The sequence below is a fragment of the Paenibacillus sp. G2S3 genome (assembly GCF_030123105.1).
Classification (GTDB): domain Bacteria; phylum Bacillota; class Bacilli; order Paenibacillales; family Paenibacillaceae; genus Paenibacillus_AQ.
Window position 1 is genome coordinate 4017614 of sequence record NZ_CP126095.1, and the last position, 15986, is coordinate 4033599.

Below are 15986 nucleotides of genomic sequence, written 5' to 3' on the forward strand. Positions count from 1 at the left end.
AGCAGCAGAGGTAGCTCTAACAGGCGCTGCGCTTACATCTGATTAGCTTTCACTTGGTTGTCGTACTCTGTATCCGCATCTTTCATGTATTTAATTACGTCTCCATCCTTCACAACAAGATCCTGAAGCAACTTATAGTACCAGTTACGGAACTGTGGAGGGATCAAATTATCTCCCCACCAGTTGTTGATCGCTAAAGACTTAACTACATTCGGATCTGCAATAAGATCCAAAGCCACTTGCATTTGTTCGCCTGTATCATATGTTACTTTCTCTTTAGTGGATGGAATCGCGTTTATCGTTGCTAAATAATTCGAATATTGTTCTGGTGCGAAGAAGAAGCGGATAAAGTCTTTGATCGCTGCCGTCTTATCAGCATCTTTAGAAGCTTCAGTGGATAAGGACCAGCCTGCTGGTGAGGGAAGACCAATCACATTGATTTTCCCTTCACGGTCAGGAAGACCATAAAATCCGAATTCAAAGTTTGGATCAGCTTCTGCAATTTGTGTAAACATCCATGTACCGGAGTACAATTGTGCGGCTTTTCCGGAAACAAGGATCGAAGCGGTTTGATTGTCGCCTGTGCTCAGCCAGCCTTTATCTACATAATTCTTGAACAGCTCTTTGAAATCAGTTATCCCTTGAACTACATTAGCATCCGTGAAGCTGACAGTTTTAGCTGTGCGTTTGGAGTTCCAATCTGAATCTTTCGAGTAGACATCATCGATCAGGAATTTGTTTACCCAGAAGCCCATGTGGAAAATGTCTTTTCCGCCTACTACAATCGGAGTAATGCCCGAAGTCTTTAATTTTTCTTGAATGGCTATGAATTCGTCATAGGTTTTGGGAAGCTCGGTGATCCCTGCATCTGCATATGCTTTTTTGCTGTAGATAATTCCTTGAGGTGCGTTGACTTGCAGCGGTGCATTCCACACCTTGCCATCCACTTGAGGTGGGGCTTCGAACAAATCTAGTAGATCGGAAGGAAGCTCTACAATTTTACCTGCATCGGCAAAGACTTCAGTATCACGCATTTCCACCAGGTCCGGGAATTCACCCACTGCATCTTTTGTTTTGAGCCAGTCAAGATAGGCAGCGGATGAAGTTTCGCTCAAATCTTTAATGGTGACATTCGGATTAGCTTCTGTAAACTTTTTGACCGTATCGGCGATAGCTTTTTTGGTCGCCGGATCTCCGGATGCATAGCCTATCGTAAAGCTAACGTCTTTTTTCGTCTCTTGTGGTGCATTTGCTGGTGCTTCGGATGCTGGTGTATTGCCTGCACTATTGCCGGCACTATTATTATTGCCACCGCAAGCAGTCAGAGCTGTCGTTGTGGCGAGCAGCAATACGGATAATTTCATCATTGTTTTTTTATACATACCTTAGTAGCCTCCCCTTTTGTATTCACTGTGGAAACTGAAGCAAGATGTGCGCATCATCTCTCGAAAGCGTTTCCGTTGCTAATAGAATAGCATTCATTATTAATGTGTTGAATGAACTTTTTTAAGCGGGATATGCGGTGAATTTAAGATGTGTTCAGGTAATATTTCAAAAAAAGAACGAAAGACCGCAGTCTTCCGCTCATCGCCTAATCCTTTATATTCCTTCTCCCTCTATGACTGTATACGGGTTCTCTACAATTGGAAACGACAAAAGAATCGATGTCCCAATATGCTCCCGACTGCTGATGGATAGCCCATACTCGTTACCATACACCGTGCGAATCCGCTCATGTACATTTTTTAAGCCGACATTTTTGCTAGGCGAACTAGGCTCTTCTAGGGTTTCAAATAGCTGCTGAACCTTGTTCTTACTCATTCCGATGCCATCATCATAAATCGTAACGAGCAACTTATCCTCTTGCTTCTCTATGGTTAGCCCTACTGTACCTCTCCCTTGACTGCGGAGTCCATGCTGAATAGCATTTTCCACAATCGGCTGAAGAGACAATTTCAGAATGTACCAGTTCAAATCCACTTCCGGCGAGACATCCACGACAAGCTCAAATTTATTCTCATACCGTACAGAAATGATATAGAAATAATCTCGCAGATGATCCAGTTCCTCTCGAATGCTTACTTTATCCTCCCCATAATCAATCACATATTTCAACTGGTTGGATAACGATAAAATCATATCGGCGACTTCGTCATTATCTTTATCCACGGCATTCATGCGAATAACTTCCAGGGTGTTGTATAAATAATGCGGGCGAATCTGGCTCTTCAAAGCATTGAGCTCAGTTTGCTTCTGCTTGATCTGGGCAACGTAAGCTTCATCGATATAGGCCTGTAAGCGCTCGACCATTCGGTTAAAGCCATGGCTAAGTCTCCCCATTTCATCATTGCTGTTCACTACCATCTGGGTATCTAGATTACCAGATTCTACGATAGCCATTTGCTTAATTAAGTTTCGTATCGGAGCAGCCAATCGTCTAGAGAACCAGACTCCCATGAGAATCATTACAATTGCACAAATAAACATTGCTATAAACACGGTCGTACGGGCTGAAAAAAGCTGATCGAATAAATTCGCTCGATGAATTCTGGCAGTCACCTTGCCGTTAAGAAAAGAAATATCCTCACTAAGGACGATCATTTTTTCATCTTTCCGTACCTCTAGAACCTCGCCGTTCTCGGCTACGTTCTTATTTGTAAAATATATATTTCCATCGCCATCTAACAGAAACAGGTCATCCTGTTCACCAAGATTTAGCTCCCTAAAAAACTGGTTGAATAGTGAGGCATCTACGTCCATAAATAAGGTTCCTACTACCTTAGGCTCCTTGGTAACACGCCCAGAAATATCAATCAATGTACGGCCAATCGTGAACACGCTGCGCTTTGAGCCTATGAAATATTCCTCGGAATGAGTAGGGAAAATAGCCACATGAGATGGATCCGGAGCCATTTCCGTCAACCACTCTTTATAGGGCAGCAGTTCGAAGTTAATCCCTTTGTTTTCTTTTTCCTGGTAATATAGCTTATCGTCTGACTTCCTATGAAAATAAACACTAGTGATATAAGAGTCGCTGTATAGAACTGTTTTTAGAAAAGATTCAACGGGAATCGTGTTGATTTGTTCTAGCTCATTTACATTATAGGTTTGATTCTGCGAATAACTCTCGATAAAGCCTTCATAACGCCCCGTGTACATCAGTTTGGAAATCTCATTGTACTGATTAAACGCAGAATTCAAGTTATAGCTCATATATAGCACCATTTGCTGCAAGTTGCTTGTTGTGTAACGCTCGACATATCCAGAGAAAGTCTGAACAGAGATATAGCTAAGCGCAAACAACGGAATCAGACCGACTAGTAAAAAAGAAGCGGAGAACTTAACAAATAGGCTTTTGGATCTTCGGCCCCAGATAAACATAAATGAAGGCATCCCCTTTGCTATCCATCTGACGATTGGCTTTTGAAGGATTGCTTATACTCTTGTGGCAGTTTGCCGTATTTCTTCTTAAACATGTCGCTAAAATGCCGAGCATTGTTGTATCCTACACTGTCAGCAATCTCATAAACCATCATATCGCTTTGCAGCAATAGGCGGAGTGCGTGATTCATTCTTACCTCTGTTACATAGTTCTTAAAGTTCTGACCGTTATGCTTTTTAAAAAAGCTGCTGAAATAATAGGAGTTCATAAACATCATCCCTGCTATAGACTCCAGCGTTATGTTTTCTGGATAATGCTCATCAATATAAGCCTTCACTTGTGACAGTAGCTTTAGCTCCTTGTTGCCCATTCGACTGCTGATTTGCTCAGACATCTTACCCAGAATCAATCGAAACTCTTCCTCAACTTCTTGAAACGTAGTAAGACTAGCCATTCGCTGAAGCATAGGACTAGTATCCTGAACGGAAGGACCTGCCTCCACACCAAATTGCATAAGCTCCTGTTCAAGTTGGAGGATCGCATTATAAACGGTAGACACCGCTTGATTTCTATTCCCATCAGCCATGATCCGAATCGTCTGAAGTAATCGCGAGCTCTCATATGTTATTTGCTCTTTGTTTTGAGATTTCAAGGCGATGCTTAGGGTGGATTGTATTTCATGCAAAGGAGTTATGATTAACGATTCATTTTCGAAAGGATTCTTTCTATAAGATAAGACACGATTTAGCCCTGCGAAATATTTACAGTGTAGCGCTTTCAAAGCGTTGCGGTAAGAATCATCAGCTTCGTCCATTCCGTCTACGGTGTTGCCCACGCCAATGGATACCTTCAATTTGAGAAAACTATTAATCTTCGCATGCAGATCCTCTGCCAGTCTCTCTGGTTCCTCTGCATGCTCATGTTGAAGTAGAATGCAAAAACGTTCACCTTTGCGGAACATATAACTATTCTCTCTTTGCTCTACAGTTTCCTTAATAATGTTAGAGAGCGCAAAATCAATCAGCTTACGTTCACGCTCCTCCCATCTGGATGGCTGACCTGAGGATTCATCCGCCTCCACTATACAAATACTAACGTACCGACTGAGTGCAATAATCCCCATATCTTGTAGGGTATCCGCCGTCCCCTTGTTACCGTCCGTCAGCTTATCGAGCAATTCTTCGATGGTTAATCTGTGGTTTCTCTGTTCATAATGGTTCAGCTTTTCTTTGTTGCGTTCTCCTTCAGTCTCTTGACGAATAAGCGAAACAGCTTTACTAACGACCTGCTCCAGCTGGTTCTTATTCACTGGCTTCACCAAGTAATCCAGCGCACCATATTGCAGTGCTTGACGGGCATATGTAAACTCCTGATAAGCGCTAATAAAAATAACCTTTACCGACCTGCCAGCTTCATGAAGCTCGCGGATGATATCTATTCCTGTATAGCCAGGCATGCTTATATCACTAATAATCAAGTCAGGACTATGTTCTTCGATCTGTTGTTTCAATTCAAGACCGTCACTGGCTTCTCCAACGATGCTGAGTCCGAGGTTTTCCCAAGAAATCAGTTTTTTTAAGCCACGTAATATCACCGGTTCATCATCGGCAAGTAATACTCGAATTGTCTTCATTCTGCAGTCCTCCTACCCTAGAAAAATCATCTCACAGTAGCCTAATAAACTTATTCTAATGATAACAGACAAACATTCTTTGGTGCATTGTGTGGGAATGAACTTTTTTAAGGAGAAACTGCAGTTATTTAAGAATGTTAAATTTCAATTATAAAAGTGCTCATAAAGGGGGCGGTCGTAACTGCAGGGAATGTTTGGACTTTCGGCCGCTGTTGTCCCCAGATTTCTATAATTTAACCGTGATTACGGTTGAAATCCGGAGACAGCTTATGCTTACGATGCGAGCTTTCCTACGGAAAGCTTTCGGGCGGTCGCTATCGCTCCTACAGTTCCAAACTTCCCCTCCGTTACTGCTCACCTGTTATTCTTTTTAATGTCTGAAGTTAAAAAAGTCTTGCACTGCCTCAAATATAAAACCAGCGGCAGTTTCGGATTGGAATATTAAGTCCTAGACTAGCGCTGGTTTATTGAGCTAACGTTTCCCTTGAGTTTAATCTTTAGGTGTGATTTTATAGTCGACCAAATAGTAATTAGCACCAGGAGTATCATTCTTGAAGTACAGTTCAACATAGTCCTCTTTTGATCCTACATTACATAGGCTTATGGTCAATTCAAAGTATGTTCCTCCATGCATTGCATCCGCACGTATGCTTTCTTTATCCTGATTTTCAAGTGTGACAAGTGTATTAATCGATGAGATTTGTTTGCATCCAAACATAACATATTCTGTTTTGTAAATACTCTTGAGTGCTGACACTATTGAAGAATGTAGCTGTTGTAATAAGGCTTCCTCAAGCTGTTTTTCTCTAATTCCTGTATTCGATGCTAAAGTTAAATTTGAGTTTGTTAAAACTATACCGATTAAGACTAAAACGTATAAGCTTTGTTTCATTTTCAAATGGATCACCTTTGGATTTTTCATTTATTGCGCTCATTATTTTACAATTTTATCCACATATGGTGCCACATCGATTTTATAACTATCCTGCCCTTTAGCTTAATGCCCTCGACAGTCTAATACTTTATTTCCTCAGTTTATCAAGACCTAAATTTAAGAAAGTCAGATATAATAAAGGGTTTCACATATTAGTCATGACTAATATGTGAAACCCTTTATGTTCAACTATCGTGTCCCGTTAGTTTAACAAGAATCGTTATAAAGCGAATCTATTTTTTATGATTTCAGCAACTTCACGAGCGTTGATTTTCGCATTGTTTATTCTCAAATAGTTTTCTTTTTTAATTTCTCCCTCTAACGAGTTCAATCGATGTTGCTCCATTGTCTGTTTTAGATCCTGTTCAGAGAATGTGATATCTCTCTTTGTCGGTTTATGTTCAAGTCTATGGGGAGTCTTGTTACGCTCTATTCTCTCCTCAAGATCGGCTTCAAGCTCAACAAAATAGACATCTGCACCTTGATCCTCAAATATTTTACAAATTTTATCGACATAATCCCAATCGCTCTGCAAATCGAATCCCCATACATATGTGAATATCATTCCATACATTTTACTGACGGCGGTTGCTTCAAATATATCTTGACGGAATTTATCCGATAATCCCCACATTTCACTACTGAAGCCAAAATATGGAGCCAGCAATTCTATCGTCATATGGTTGTGGAACAATTTTAAATCAGATATCATTTCCAGTTCATGCCCTACTGTCATTTTACCTACTGCCTGAGGACCAAATATCAAAACAAATTTCATGATATCACCACTTTTCGAAGTCATTTTAATAATAGTACCACAATTGGTAAAGTTTTATTGCACTAAACTGCCCGTTAGCCATCCATGCAGCGCAAGCGCTGCACCACAGATGATGAAAATGGGTCGACGAATCTGTCCATACTGCTACTATGGCTGGGAGAGGAAGGTCGATCAACTATGGTGCCTTAGAGCCCATCCGTTAGTCTGACTCCAACGACCACGGTGCATCACAGATTGTCGCTCCCTTTTGGGAAGCACTCATGGGAGATTAATCCTACTCTGGTTGCTGCACCAGCCTCATTTTTAATTTTTCAGCTATGAAAGGTCTTTGGTACTTTAATTTCATAACTCTTCTCAGGCTCAGCCTATTTTTTAAAAAAATTTGGCTAGGTCTAATTTATTATTGTCTTTTTGAGGTTTTTCGCAGATTTAATTTTCATGGGAGTTGAGAAAAGGCAGCCGATAAGAATCCGGCTGCCTTCACCTTTTTATAGAGCTATCGTGTCCCGTTAGCCATCCATGCATCCTCTGCAATGCACCACAGAGCATGAAAGTTGACCCGTTCTTTCATGGTAGTTGAACAAGAAAAAACTAGTCACATCAATTGAAGTTCAAGAAGATCCAAATTATCGCGAACGAGGATCATTTTGTCCTTATAGTCCCAATGGTCGATCAAGTTAGGCAGCTTCGTCAGATTGTAGTCTTTATTCCATGCCAACAAGTTGTGGATGCCTTCAAGCGTCTCTCGCTTCTTGTTTGGGAAGATGTCCGCAATACGCTCTTCATAACGCTTCCAGATCCGTTCCTCCTGAACGGACAACGGCGTCATCAGTACGACGATCTTATCTGCAGCAGCAAAACTTGGCCCTACCCACGACCTGTATACGCCTTCTGCGATCCAAGAATCGAGACCGATGATTTCTCTGAGCCGGCGGTCACGCTCATCCTCCGGTGCCTTTACGCCATACTCGTTCGATTGATGATCCCAGAAGATATCGTCTAGATCGTAATGCGGGATATGGAGTTTATCGCTCAATAACGCCGTGATGTAGGATTTACCGCTTCCTGAGCCGCCGATGATATGGATTCGGATTGCTAACACCTCTTTCTTCCTGATTGTATTCGTGGAAGCACCTATGCTGAGTGTATTTCGTCGTATTGTTTAAACTATCCTCCCGTTAGCGTAACGAAAAGCTGCCTAGCGACAGCCTCTCTCAGTGTTGAACTATAGTGTCCCGTTAGCGTAACTTCATTTCTCCATCTACAACGGATTTTCACAACTCCACTCGCATACCAGTCTTCCGAAATCATCCAGATACTTAGCCAGATATTTCTCAAGATTTTTGATTCCTATAATATTAATTTCATGAATCGATTCGACAAGTTCGTCGTCTGTAACATCCCATTCATTTTCTAGATACGTTGTGAGTACCTCATATTTCCTTAAGTAAAACCTAGCCGATTCAGGTTCTAACTTATTTAAGTATTTCTGTTCATTAATAACCTGTACTTTTACGAAAGCTCGATTCATTTCAGTGTTAGCTTCAAGTTCACAAGCAAGGCCAACCCCAGTCATTAAATTGTTAATTTGACGTGTATCGAAGACCTGCACCTTTCACTTCCTCCTTTTCCTAATTAACTCTTCAACGTGTGTCATGGGATATAATCCCAACTCATTTTAGATCATATTGGTAGTATTCTATCCGTTAACATAACAAGAAGCAGCTGGTCCTCAAGGCAGTCTACTTCTGCCTGTATTGAGCTATCGTTCTCCGTTAGTTGAACGAGCACGCTTTCTTTTATTACACAATATCTTCGTACTGCGCAGTAAATAACTTCAAATAAGTTCTTTTTTTTAGTTTTAGTTTGTTATAATAAAACAATAACCATTAATGAGGTGTTATCTTGCAATATATTTTTTTAATACCATTGGCATTTGTTTGGGCGATTCCCTTGGTTTTACTGTTAAAAAGAGATTATCTTACTAAAAACAAGGTTTCAGATAAAAATGCTAGCATAGAGAAAAAATTAGACAGAATAATAGAATTGCTTGAAAAAGATAAGGGTGCATAATCACTTTTATCTTTTTTTTATGTCGCAATATGCGTCAAATGTGACAGAAAACCTCCACTTATTTTGTTCAACTAAACTGCCCGTTAGCCATACATGCAGCGCAAGCGCCGCACCACAGATGATGAAAATGGTTAGAATCCGTCAATACTGCTACTATGGCTGGGAGAGGAAGGTCGATCAACTATGGTGCCTTAGAGCCCATCCGTTAGTCTGACTCCAACGACCACGGTGCATCACAGATTGTCGCTCCCTTTTGGGAAGCACTCATGGGAGATTAATCCTACTCTGGTTGCTGCACCAGCCTCATTTTTTATTTTCAGCTATGAAAGGGCTTTGGTTCTTTAATTTCATAACTCTTCTCAGGCTCAGCCTTTTTTTAAAATCATTCGGCTAGGTCTAATTTATTATTGTCTTTTTGAGGTTTTTCGCGGATTTAATTTTCATGGGAGTTGAACAAATAAAAAACGGCTGCCGAAGCAACCGCTATTCCACTAACTTGTCCCGTTAGTTCAATGAGTTCATGGAGGAAAAGTTATTTCAGACCTTCATTTTTCGTTTCGGAACCCATAACCTTCCCTGTCTTGTCCATGTACAGTTTTTTCATCATACCGTACTTGTTCTGCCCAATTACTCCAAAAAACAAGGCTTGATGGTCTTTTATAACGTTGAAATGATATCCTTTAGCCCATCCTTCCCCTGGTTTGACATCGTTTTCAATCGCAATCTGCACCATATTAGGTGAGTCAAGTATGAGATCACTTTGTGGAATAATTTCAAAGTCTTGAATATCTCCTTGTACAGTTCGCGTAATCGCAATCTTACCTTTTTTTATGTTAATGATTAAAATTTGATTTCTTTGACCATTTCCAAAGAGCAAATTCCAAACTTCTCTTTTGCCATCAATACCAAGAGTAGATGGTGGTGTTGAGCTTGTGTAACCAACACTCGTGATTGAGATTAGATTCGCCTGAGCATCCCATTTTCTTGATTCTGTAAGACCGATCTGGAAAGCGTCTACTAATGTGATCCCTGAACTGGTGGATGCTGTGGCTTTACTCATTACATTAATGCCGCTTAACAAGATCAAAAAAATCAAAACGCCTCTCCGTAACATTGAACAGAATCCCCCATAAATGTTTGGGTTATTTTCCGCATAAATGATTGAATTATTCTGCCCAAAGTTTAATCACTTTCCATTGTCATTTGCAGTACGTAGATACATCGCAGTAGACTCATACTGCTTACTAGCGAATTCCAAAAGAACTCGTTTTGAGGGTTCCAATATAAAAAACTAACAGTTGCCTTAAACTAAAAAATAAGTCCTAGACTACTGTTGGTTTATTGAACTAAAGTGTCCCGTTAGCTTAATAAGCACCTCATATCCAGCCTATTGTTATTACCTCATCATGACAAAATTCAATTACATATCTTAACGATGGACTATAAATCCATTGGTCTGGTCCCATATCCATAATATCCTCAATGCTTTCTAGTATTGTAAATAAGGAGGTCTTTACCAATGGGTATTTATATATCCCAACAATAAGGTAAACAGGAACTGAAGTGTCCAAAGATTGATTAGATAGGACGGTAGGGATATTCAATATGTCTTCTTTAGTAAGAATAATTTTTTTATTTACCTTTTCCCAATCAATTCTTCCCCAAAATCCAATCGGAAAACAATCTGTCATTTTACTTTCAATCTTATCACTTTCGCTCTCATCTAATATATCCACTTTGTCCTTTTCTGGGAACAGCTCTAACATCTCCGAAATTCGTTTCTCTTTTTCCAATTTTTCTTCATGTTTCTTTCTTGAACTAGATATTCTAAACGCTTTTTTCTTTCTTCCCTATTCACAGGATAATGCTCCTTTACTAACCGACTATTTATAAAATGTACCACATTCTTAAACTAAACTGCCCGTTAGCGTAACGAAAGGCTGTCTAGCGACAGCCCCTCTCAGTGTTGAACTATAGTTTTCCGTTAGCGTAATATGCAATTATTTTAACCGACACCTTTTGCTAAAAATACATTAACCCAACAAGATGTAACAAACCCAATAAGCCCATTGGATATATAATTAATCTTGAGTATAAGTTCTTAAAATTATTATTTGGATGCTTCTCAAAGAAAAAATGAGCGATCGAGTGAAAAATTAAAAATAGATCTATTATTACGAAAGATAAAAGATGTTGACTTATAAATGAAAACAGTAAAAAAGTATATAGCGGTAGATGCAAAATTGTAAATACTTTGAATGCACGTTTATCTTCCATATCTTTTAGGATTATAAACATTCTCCATTCTTTGGCTCTTATTGCATCCATTTCGTGCAAAAGTAGGAGAGCAAAATTAATTGAAAAAATCATTAGTAAAATTGATGACAAAGTTACACCTCACTTATTGAATATACTCAGTCTTAATCACATCATAAAATAATTACGTTTCGAAACATGGAGGGTTCCATTAAACTGCCCGTTAGCTTAATAAAAAGAGCAGGATACCGAAGCACCTGCTTATCAATGTGATGTATTATTCAACTATCGTGTCCGGTTAGCCTATTCTGAGGATCTGTTATTTTTTTAATAATATTGATGCTATCATCCATTTGCCATTAGAATTTAACAGCAAGTTAATATTGTTAGTTTCGATAATTTCATTAGCTGTAATGCGCTCTTTTTAAGATACAATCTGTGAAGCTCAGTTGTTCTGCCTTACTGTAGTTTTGTCACTCCGTTCGGAAGTTCGGAAGCCGGCGGCCAGACGATCGCTCCGCTGCGGTTCATGTACCCTCTGATTTCCTCGCGCGAATTCGGAACGAGCAAGCTGATCACCGCTAATTCGCCGTTAAAAGCGTCAGCCCAATAGAATTGCGACTTGATCACAAAGCGGCCGGATGTATTGATATAGCCGTAACTCTGCCCCTGGCTGGCCGGAGCCAGGCCGCCCTTGAACAAACCTCCGGCTGTAAAGCCCTGGATGACTTTGGTGCCCTTCTTGTTGATGTAGAAGGTAACTCCATTCCGCTCGACAAAAGCCAGTCCTTCCGAGAACGGCTGCGCCATGCTGAACTGCGGTTTTATCAGGTAATTGCCGTTTTTGTCGATGTACCCGTATTTTCCGTTCACGTAAACTACTGCCGCCCCGTTTGAAAACGGTGTGGCGTAATCATACCGGGGCGTAACGCGGAGCTTGCCGGTGGTGTCGATATAGCCGTATTTGCCGCCGAACGCAAGCACTACGGTCGCCATACCTTCAGAGAAATCGGACGTCGAGCTATACCGGTACGGAATGACCAGCTCGCCCTTCGTGTTGATGTACCCCGATGCTTTGCCCACATTGACCCGAGCCAGACCTTCGGAGAAATTAAACGCCCGGGCGTAGATGGGCTGTATGCTCACCTTGCCATGGCTGTCTATATATCCGTACCGTGTCGCCGTAGCTCCGTCATCGTTCTGAACCTTCGTCATATACGGCGCACGGTCATTATAAAGAATGCCGGCATCTCTCAGCTTGTATTCGAACAGCTCGCTGCCCGCCGAACTGAAATAATATTGCTTTTTAGCCGCATGGTCCTCTACATACACCGTCCCTCCGGATACTCCTGAATACCCGTATCCGTCGTACACCGCCTCGATGACCTCCTTGCCTTTGCCGTTGATGAAACCGTATTTTCCATTAACTTCAATCGGATACAGTTGATCGCCTGTCTGCGCCTGCATAGCGGTCGCACTGGCAGCCAGCGATTGCTCCGCCACGTTTGTACTGAATACCATCGTCGTAAATAGAAGGGTAAGAGCCATCTTTTTAAGCACCTGTTGTCCACGCTCCTCAGAGACTATTTTCCATTCTTTAGTATAGACGACGCTTGTACCGGTTTTGTTGTGCGTGATTGGTAATAAATCACAAAAACATTCACTTAATCCCACATTTCGCCCGCCCACATACTGCTGATCAGAAAAATGCTGTTTCGTTCCGCAGTCATACGGACACAGGAGCTGCTATTTGGTGAAATGTGATTTTTCCCTACTTATCGGACCCAGTTCTCTTAGCTGTAATTCATGTATTCATCGAATTGCCTATCTTTCATCGCCATAATCTATTCACCAAGCTTTCGGTTATGGTAAATCAGTTAAACTTATTATAGAAAGATGTTCGCCTAATACCCACTAACATTTTTATCAATCTTAGTTTTCTAAACTATCCTGCCCGTTAACTTAATAAAAACAAGGAACACTGCCGAGGCATACTGTTCCTTGATTCGTTTAACCATAGTCCCCCATTAGCTTAATTCCGAATTCCCTCGGACAGACCGAGAGGCGATAGCCCCAATGCTTGATATGGTGTTATCTGATGAATACGCCTTCTAAGAGACATTAACATTTCTTTTACTTAATTTCTTAAATACCGAGTATTCCTTATTGGACTTAATAAAACTTAATATCTTTTCGGCACATTCTTTTGGATTCATCTCTTCAGTATTTACTTCGAGGTCATATTCATCAAAGCAATATACTTTGCTGAACTGTGAAGCTGCTAATCCAATTTTTCTATCTCCTCTTGCTTGCTCTCTTCTTATGAGTTCTTCTTTCGAGCATATTACACCTATAAATAACGTAGGCTGATCGAAAAATTGATCAAGGAACTCATTAAACCTCTTGTCATTGTCGATTACGGTATCTACTATTACATTAAAACCCAATTCTGATAACAATTTAATTGTCGAATGGAACACTGAGAATATGGAATCATCAAGTATTTGTGAGACAACTTGATGATCTATTTCTCTTGGAGGTTCATCTGGAAATTTATTATTAATAAAATCATTGTAATTATTAAAAAAATCATCAATTGATAAATGATAAAAAGGAATCTCTTTCTGATTTATCAGTTCAGTCGATATGGAGGTCTTTCCAGAACTTGAAGTTCCATTTAGATAAACTAATATCCCTTGCTTCAATTTAATCGTCCCTTCAAAAACGTATTTTTCAGATAACGTTATAATCACAAAGTTTATAAAATTATCCAACTCATAAAATATTCGAGAAACGATTAAACTATCCTGCCCGTTAGTTGAACAAATAAAAAACGGCTGCCGAAGCAACCGCTATTCCACTAACGTGTCCCGTTAAGTTAATGCACCTTTAGAAGAAGTATTGCTTCATGCTTATAATTCTCGAGATCATTTTCTTCATTCAACCAGGCAACTTCCTCCGGTCTTAGCTGATAAAAACGAGCAACAGCTTCTTTACCATCAGGTTCACAAGTAACTACAATATTAAATTTTTCCCCTGCGAAGTTACGACGGAGTGTCTTTTCCCATACGTCAATTAATTCTAATGCTATAGAAAGGTTCTCCAAGTGCAAGTGGTTTATCGATGTCTCGCACTCTGTACGGTCTGAGTAAGTTGTTTTATCGAAACTACTCGGTAAATCTCTTGCAAAACAACTAATTAAAATACAGCCATCCCATTCAACAAAATGGGCGTATTCATCGTTATTACTAGCCCCTGAAGGTTTGGTTTTAAGCAATAGTGTAGACATCGCTTCATTAGTTATCATGGTAACCTCCAAGGTAATTGAATGAATAAATGTATTGAACAAACGTTTCCCGTTAGTTGAACAGGAACGTGTATGTTTACCACACAGATAGCCTTGTTCTAAAATCATTTTCGTCGGTAATATACTCAACGTTCTCATATCCTTTTCTGACTCCATTCAGATATAAATCATTAAGTATTTTGTCGTACTTACAATAAATTGTGACGTACAAGGAGTCACCCAACAACAGAACCAACTGGCACTGACTATTTAAGAATTCCTCATATGTGAGAACATCTTTAATGATTTCACCTTTTAAATATGCCTTGAAATTCGCGAAAGTCATATAATAAACTCTTGATTTCAAAGTTTCACTGAGGTCTTGCCACTTCATTCCATATATCTCTCCATGGAACATGGGTTCAATTTTACCCTCCCCAGTATCCTGATATGCTTCCTCTCCACCAATATACCAATCAAATTGACTGATATTGAAAGGCTCCAGTTCCTCGCCAAGATGGCTACCCCATTCATTCGGTATCTCAAATTGGACTCCTCTGTTCATTTGCTCGCTTCCTCCCATCAATTCAAACGGGCTGCGTTCTCAGCCGTTTAAATATCGTACCCGTTAGGGTAATGATAATCGGAATTTATTGGTATAGCATTTCCCGCCCGCAGTTGAAGCTTTAGATGGCATCACGGAAGGGGAATGGCTTTGAAGAAAGGGGAAAGCCTGAGGTTTAAATAAAGAGTCAGGTCCTACTCGGTTCATGCAAAATTGGGGTATAGATCGAAGAGAACAAATTGTATTTTTTATTCTCTTTGAATCCTAATTTTTGTGCCATTTGAAATGAAGGCACGTTCTGAGTATCGCAAGTCCAATTCGGTATTACACCTCGATTCAAACAATCCCCAATGAAATTTCTCGCAAGTTGAAAGCCAAAACCCTGACTTCGCGCTGATTTATTCACATGGATGGAGAGCTCTGCCAATCCGCCCCCAATAAATGCAGCATGACACAATCCTATCCCTTGTCCATCTGATGAGAAAGCGACCCATCCAACATCATGCTGTAGATATTTTTCTATACTTCCCCAAAGACCTTCTATCTCTCTACGTAGTGGTTCATACGACTGAAGCATCGCTGCATCCATTCTAAACATGCCTTCGTCATTTCCGATTAGTCCTAGACTTTCGAAAACATGACGGTCAAATTCAAATTGTGTCCTACTAATACAAAAAACCCTGTAACCGAATACGCGAAAAATGATTTCATCCCATGATTCGGAGACGGTTGACCAGAATAATCTAAAGTCATTGGCAGAACCATTTACGAAAAAATGATCTTTCATCGTAGAAATAAATCCTTCGTTAAACGCTTTATTAACAGCATGACCAATCAAACGTCCCCCGATAAAATCGCTGGACATTACAGCGGCACACTGAGGATGATCTTGGTTATCTACATAGACGATTCCATCAATCGTTTCTTCTAAAATTGAGAGTGGAAAGGGCGTAAATGCCGATTCCGCCCCAGATAATAATCCCTTAACAACATGATACTGATCTCTTTCAATGCGAATAAAAGACACTTAGGCACTCCTCCGCTATGGTTATAGTGACGCATACAAGAAGGTTTGTTTC

16 protein-coding genes are annotated in these 15986 nt (G+C 40.2%); 1 reads left to right on the forward strand and 15 read right to left on the reverse strand.

Translation table 11 applies throughout. The annotated features are described in order from the left end of the window. Positions 1-32: 32 nt before the first annotated feature. From QNH28_RS17490 to QNH28_RS17520, 7 genes are all read right to left on the reverse strand, one after another. The gene (locus QNH28_RS17490; protein WP_283907819.1) at positions 33-1382 is read right to left on the reverse strand and encodes an ABC transporter substrate-binding protein; all 1350 of its coding nucleotides are present in this window, start codon (positions 1380-1382) and stop codon (positions 33-35) included. Positions 1383-1599: 217 nt separating this feature from the next. Beyond that, the gene (locus QNH28_RS17495; RefSeq protein WP_283907820.1) at positions 1600-3381 is read right to left on the reverse strand and encodes a cache domain-containing sensor histidine kinase; all 1782 of its coding nucleotides are present in this window, start codon (positions 3379-3381) and stop codon (positions 1600-1602) included. A 20-nt stretch (positions 3382-3401) separates the two neighbouring features. Next, positions 3402-5015 (reverse strand): response regulator, encoded by a 1614-nt coding sequence (locus QNH28_RS17500; protein WP_283907821.1) that lies wholly within the window; start codon positions 5013-5015, stop codon positions 3402-3404. Positions 5016-5505: 490 nt separating this feature from the next. Continuing rightward, the gene (locus QNH28_RS17505) at positions 5506-5937 is read right to left on the reverse strand and encodes a hypothetical protein (RefSeq protein ID WP_283907822.1); all 432 of its coding nucleotides are present in this window, start codon (positions 5935-5937) and stop codon (positions 5506-5508) included. Positions 5938-6169: 232 nt separating this feature from the next. Then, complete coding sequence (locus tag QNH28_RS17510; RefSeq protein ID WP_283907823.1) at positions 6170-6727, reverse strand: DEAD/DEAH box helicase family protein; 558 nt, start codon at positions 6725-6727, stop codon at positions 6170-6172. A gap of 595 nt (positions 6728-7322) precedes the next feature. Continuing rightward, entirely contained in the window at positions 7323-7829 is a 507-nt protein-coding gene (locus QNH28_RS17515) for a P-loop NTPase family protein (RefSeq protein WP_283907824.1), read from the reverse strand. A gap of 159 nt (positions 7830-7988) precedes the next feature. Continuing rightward, on the reverse strand, positions 7989-8339 hold the full coding sequence (locus QNH28_RS17520; protein ID WP_283907825.1) for a hypothetical protein: 351 nt from the start codon (positions 8337-8339) through the stop codon (positions 7989-7991). 293 nt (positions 8340-8632) lie between these two features. Here QNH28_RS17520 and QNH28_RS17525 point away from each other — a divergent pair, with 293 nt between their 5' ends. Further along, positions 8633-8800 carry a DUF4083 family protein gene (locus QNH28_RS17525; RefSeq protein WP_231573285.1) on the forward strand — a complete coding sequence of 56 codons (168 nt, stop codon included), beginning with the start codon at positions 8633-8635 and terminating at the stop codon, positions 8798-8800. A gap of 532 nt (positions 8801-9332) precedes the next feature. Here QNH28_RS17525 and QNH28_RS17530 read toward each other — a convergent pair. The 8 genes from QNH28_RS17530 to QNH28_RS17560 all read right to left on the reverse strand — a co-directional run bounded on the left by QNH28_RS17530 (position 9333) and on the right by QNH28_RS17560 (position 15934). Then, the gene (locus QNH28_RS17530) at positions 9333-9914 is read right to left on the reverse strand and encodes a hypothetical protein (protein WP_283907826.1); all 582 of its coding nucleotides are present in this window, start codon (positions 9912-9914) and stop codon (positions 9333-9335) included. A gap of 262 nt (positions 9915-10176) precedes the next feature. Continuing rightward, the gene (locus QNH28_RS17535) at positions 10177-10593 is read right to left on the reverse strand and encodes a CDI toxin immunity protein (RefSeq protein WP_283907827.1); all 417 of its coding nucleotides are present in this window, start codon (positions 10591-10593) and stop codon (positions 10177-10179) included. A gap of 229 nt (positions 10594-10822) precedes the next feature. Continuing rightward, positions 10823-11170 carry a DUF6713 family protein gene (locus QNH28_RS29650; protein ID WP_074087491.1) on the reverse strand — a complete coding sequence of 116 codons (348 nt, stop codon included), beginning with the start codon at positions 11168-11170 and terminating at the stop codon, positions 10823-10825. A 345-nt stretch (positions 11171-11515) separates the two neighbouring features. Next, a complete protein-coding gene (locus QNH28_RS17540; RefSeq protein WP_283907828.1) occupies positions 11516-12730 on the reverse strand; it encodes a WG repeat-containing protein in 1215 nt (404 codons plus the stop codon). Between the two features lie 437 nt (positions 12731-13167). Beyond that, positions 13168-13761: a chloramphenicol phosphotransferase CPT family protein gene (locus QNH28_RS17545; protein ID WP_283912192.1), complete on the reverse strand. Its 594-nt coding sequence runs from the start codon at positions 13759-13761 to the stop codon at positions 13168-13170. A gap of 173 nt (positions 13762-13934) precedes the next feature. After that, complete coding sequence (locus QNH28_RS17550; RefSeq protein WP_283907829.1) at positions 13935-14471, reverse strand: PM0498 family protein; 537 nt, start codon at positions 14469-14471, stop codon at positions 13935-13937. Continuing rightward, positions 14440-14907 (reverse strand): DUF2691 family protein, encoded by a 468-nt coding sequence (locus QNH28_RS17555; RefSeq protein ID WP_283907830.1) that lies wholly within the window; start codon positions 14905-14907, stop codon positions 14440-14442. Before QNH28_RS17555 ends, QNH28_RS17550 begins: the two co-directional genes overlap by 32 nt. Before the next feature lie 187 nt (positions 14908-15094). Then, positions 15095-15934 carry a GNAT family N-acetyltransferase gene (locus QNH28_RS17560; protein WP_283907831.1) on the reverse strand — a complete coding sequence of 280 codons (840 nt, stop codon included), beginning with the start codon at positions 15932-15934 and terminating at the stop codon, positions 15095-15097. Between the last annotated feature and the right edge of the window lie 52 nt (positions 15935-15986).

Excerpts from the sequence above, each read along its gene's own strand:
- QNH28_RS17490 (WP_283907819.1), bottom strand. The coding sequence starts at position 1,382 with ATGTATAAAAAAACAATGATGAAATTATCCGTATTGCTGCTCGCCACA.
- QNH28_RS17495 (WP_283907820.1), bottom strand. The coding sequence starts at position 3,381 with ATGTTTATCTGGGGCCGAAGATCCAAAAGCCTATTTGTTAAGTTCTCC.
- QNH28_RS17500 (WP_283907821.1), bottom strand. The coding sequence starts at position 5,015 with ATGAAGACAATTCGAGTATTACTTGCCGATGATGAACCGGTGATATTA.
- QNH28_RS17505 (WP_283907822.1), bottom strand. The coding sequence starts at position 5,937 with ATGAAAAATCCAAAGGTGATCCATTTGAAAATGAAACAAAGCTTATAC.
- QNH28_RS17510 (WP_283907823.1), bottom strand. The coding sequence starts at position 6,727 with ATGAAATTTGTTTTGATATTTGGTCCTCAGGCAGTAGGTAAAATGACA.
- QNH28_RS17530 (WP_283907826.1), bottom strand. The coding sequence starts at position 9,914 with ATGTTACGGAGAGGCGTTTTGATTTTTTTGATCTTGTTAAGCGGCATT.
- QNH28_RS29650 (WP_074087491.1), bottom strand. The coding sequence starts at position 11,170 with ATGATTTTTTCAATTAATTTTGCTCTCCTACTTTTGCACGAAATGGAT.
- QNH28_RS17550 (WP_283907829.1), bottom strand. The coding sequence starts at position 14,471 with ATGATTTTAGAACAAGGCTATCTGTGTGGTAAACATACACGTTCCTGT.
- QNH28_RS17555 (WP_283907830.1), bottom strand. The coding sequence starts at position 14,907 with ATGAACAGAGGAGTCCAATTTGAGATACCGAATGAATGGGGTAGCCAT.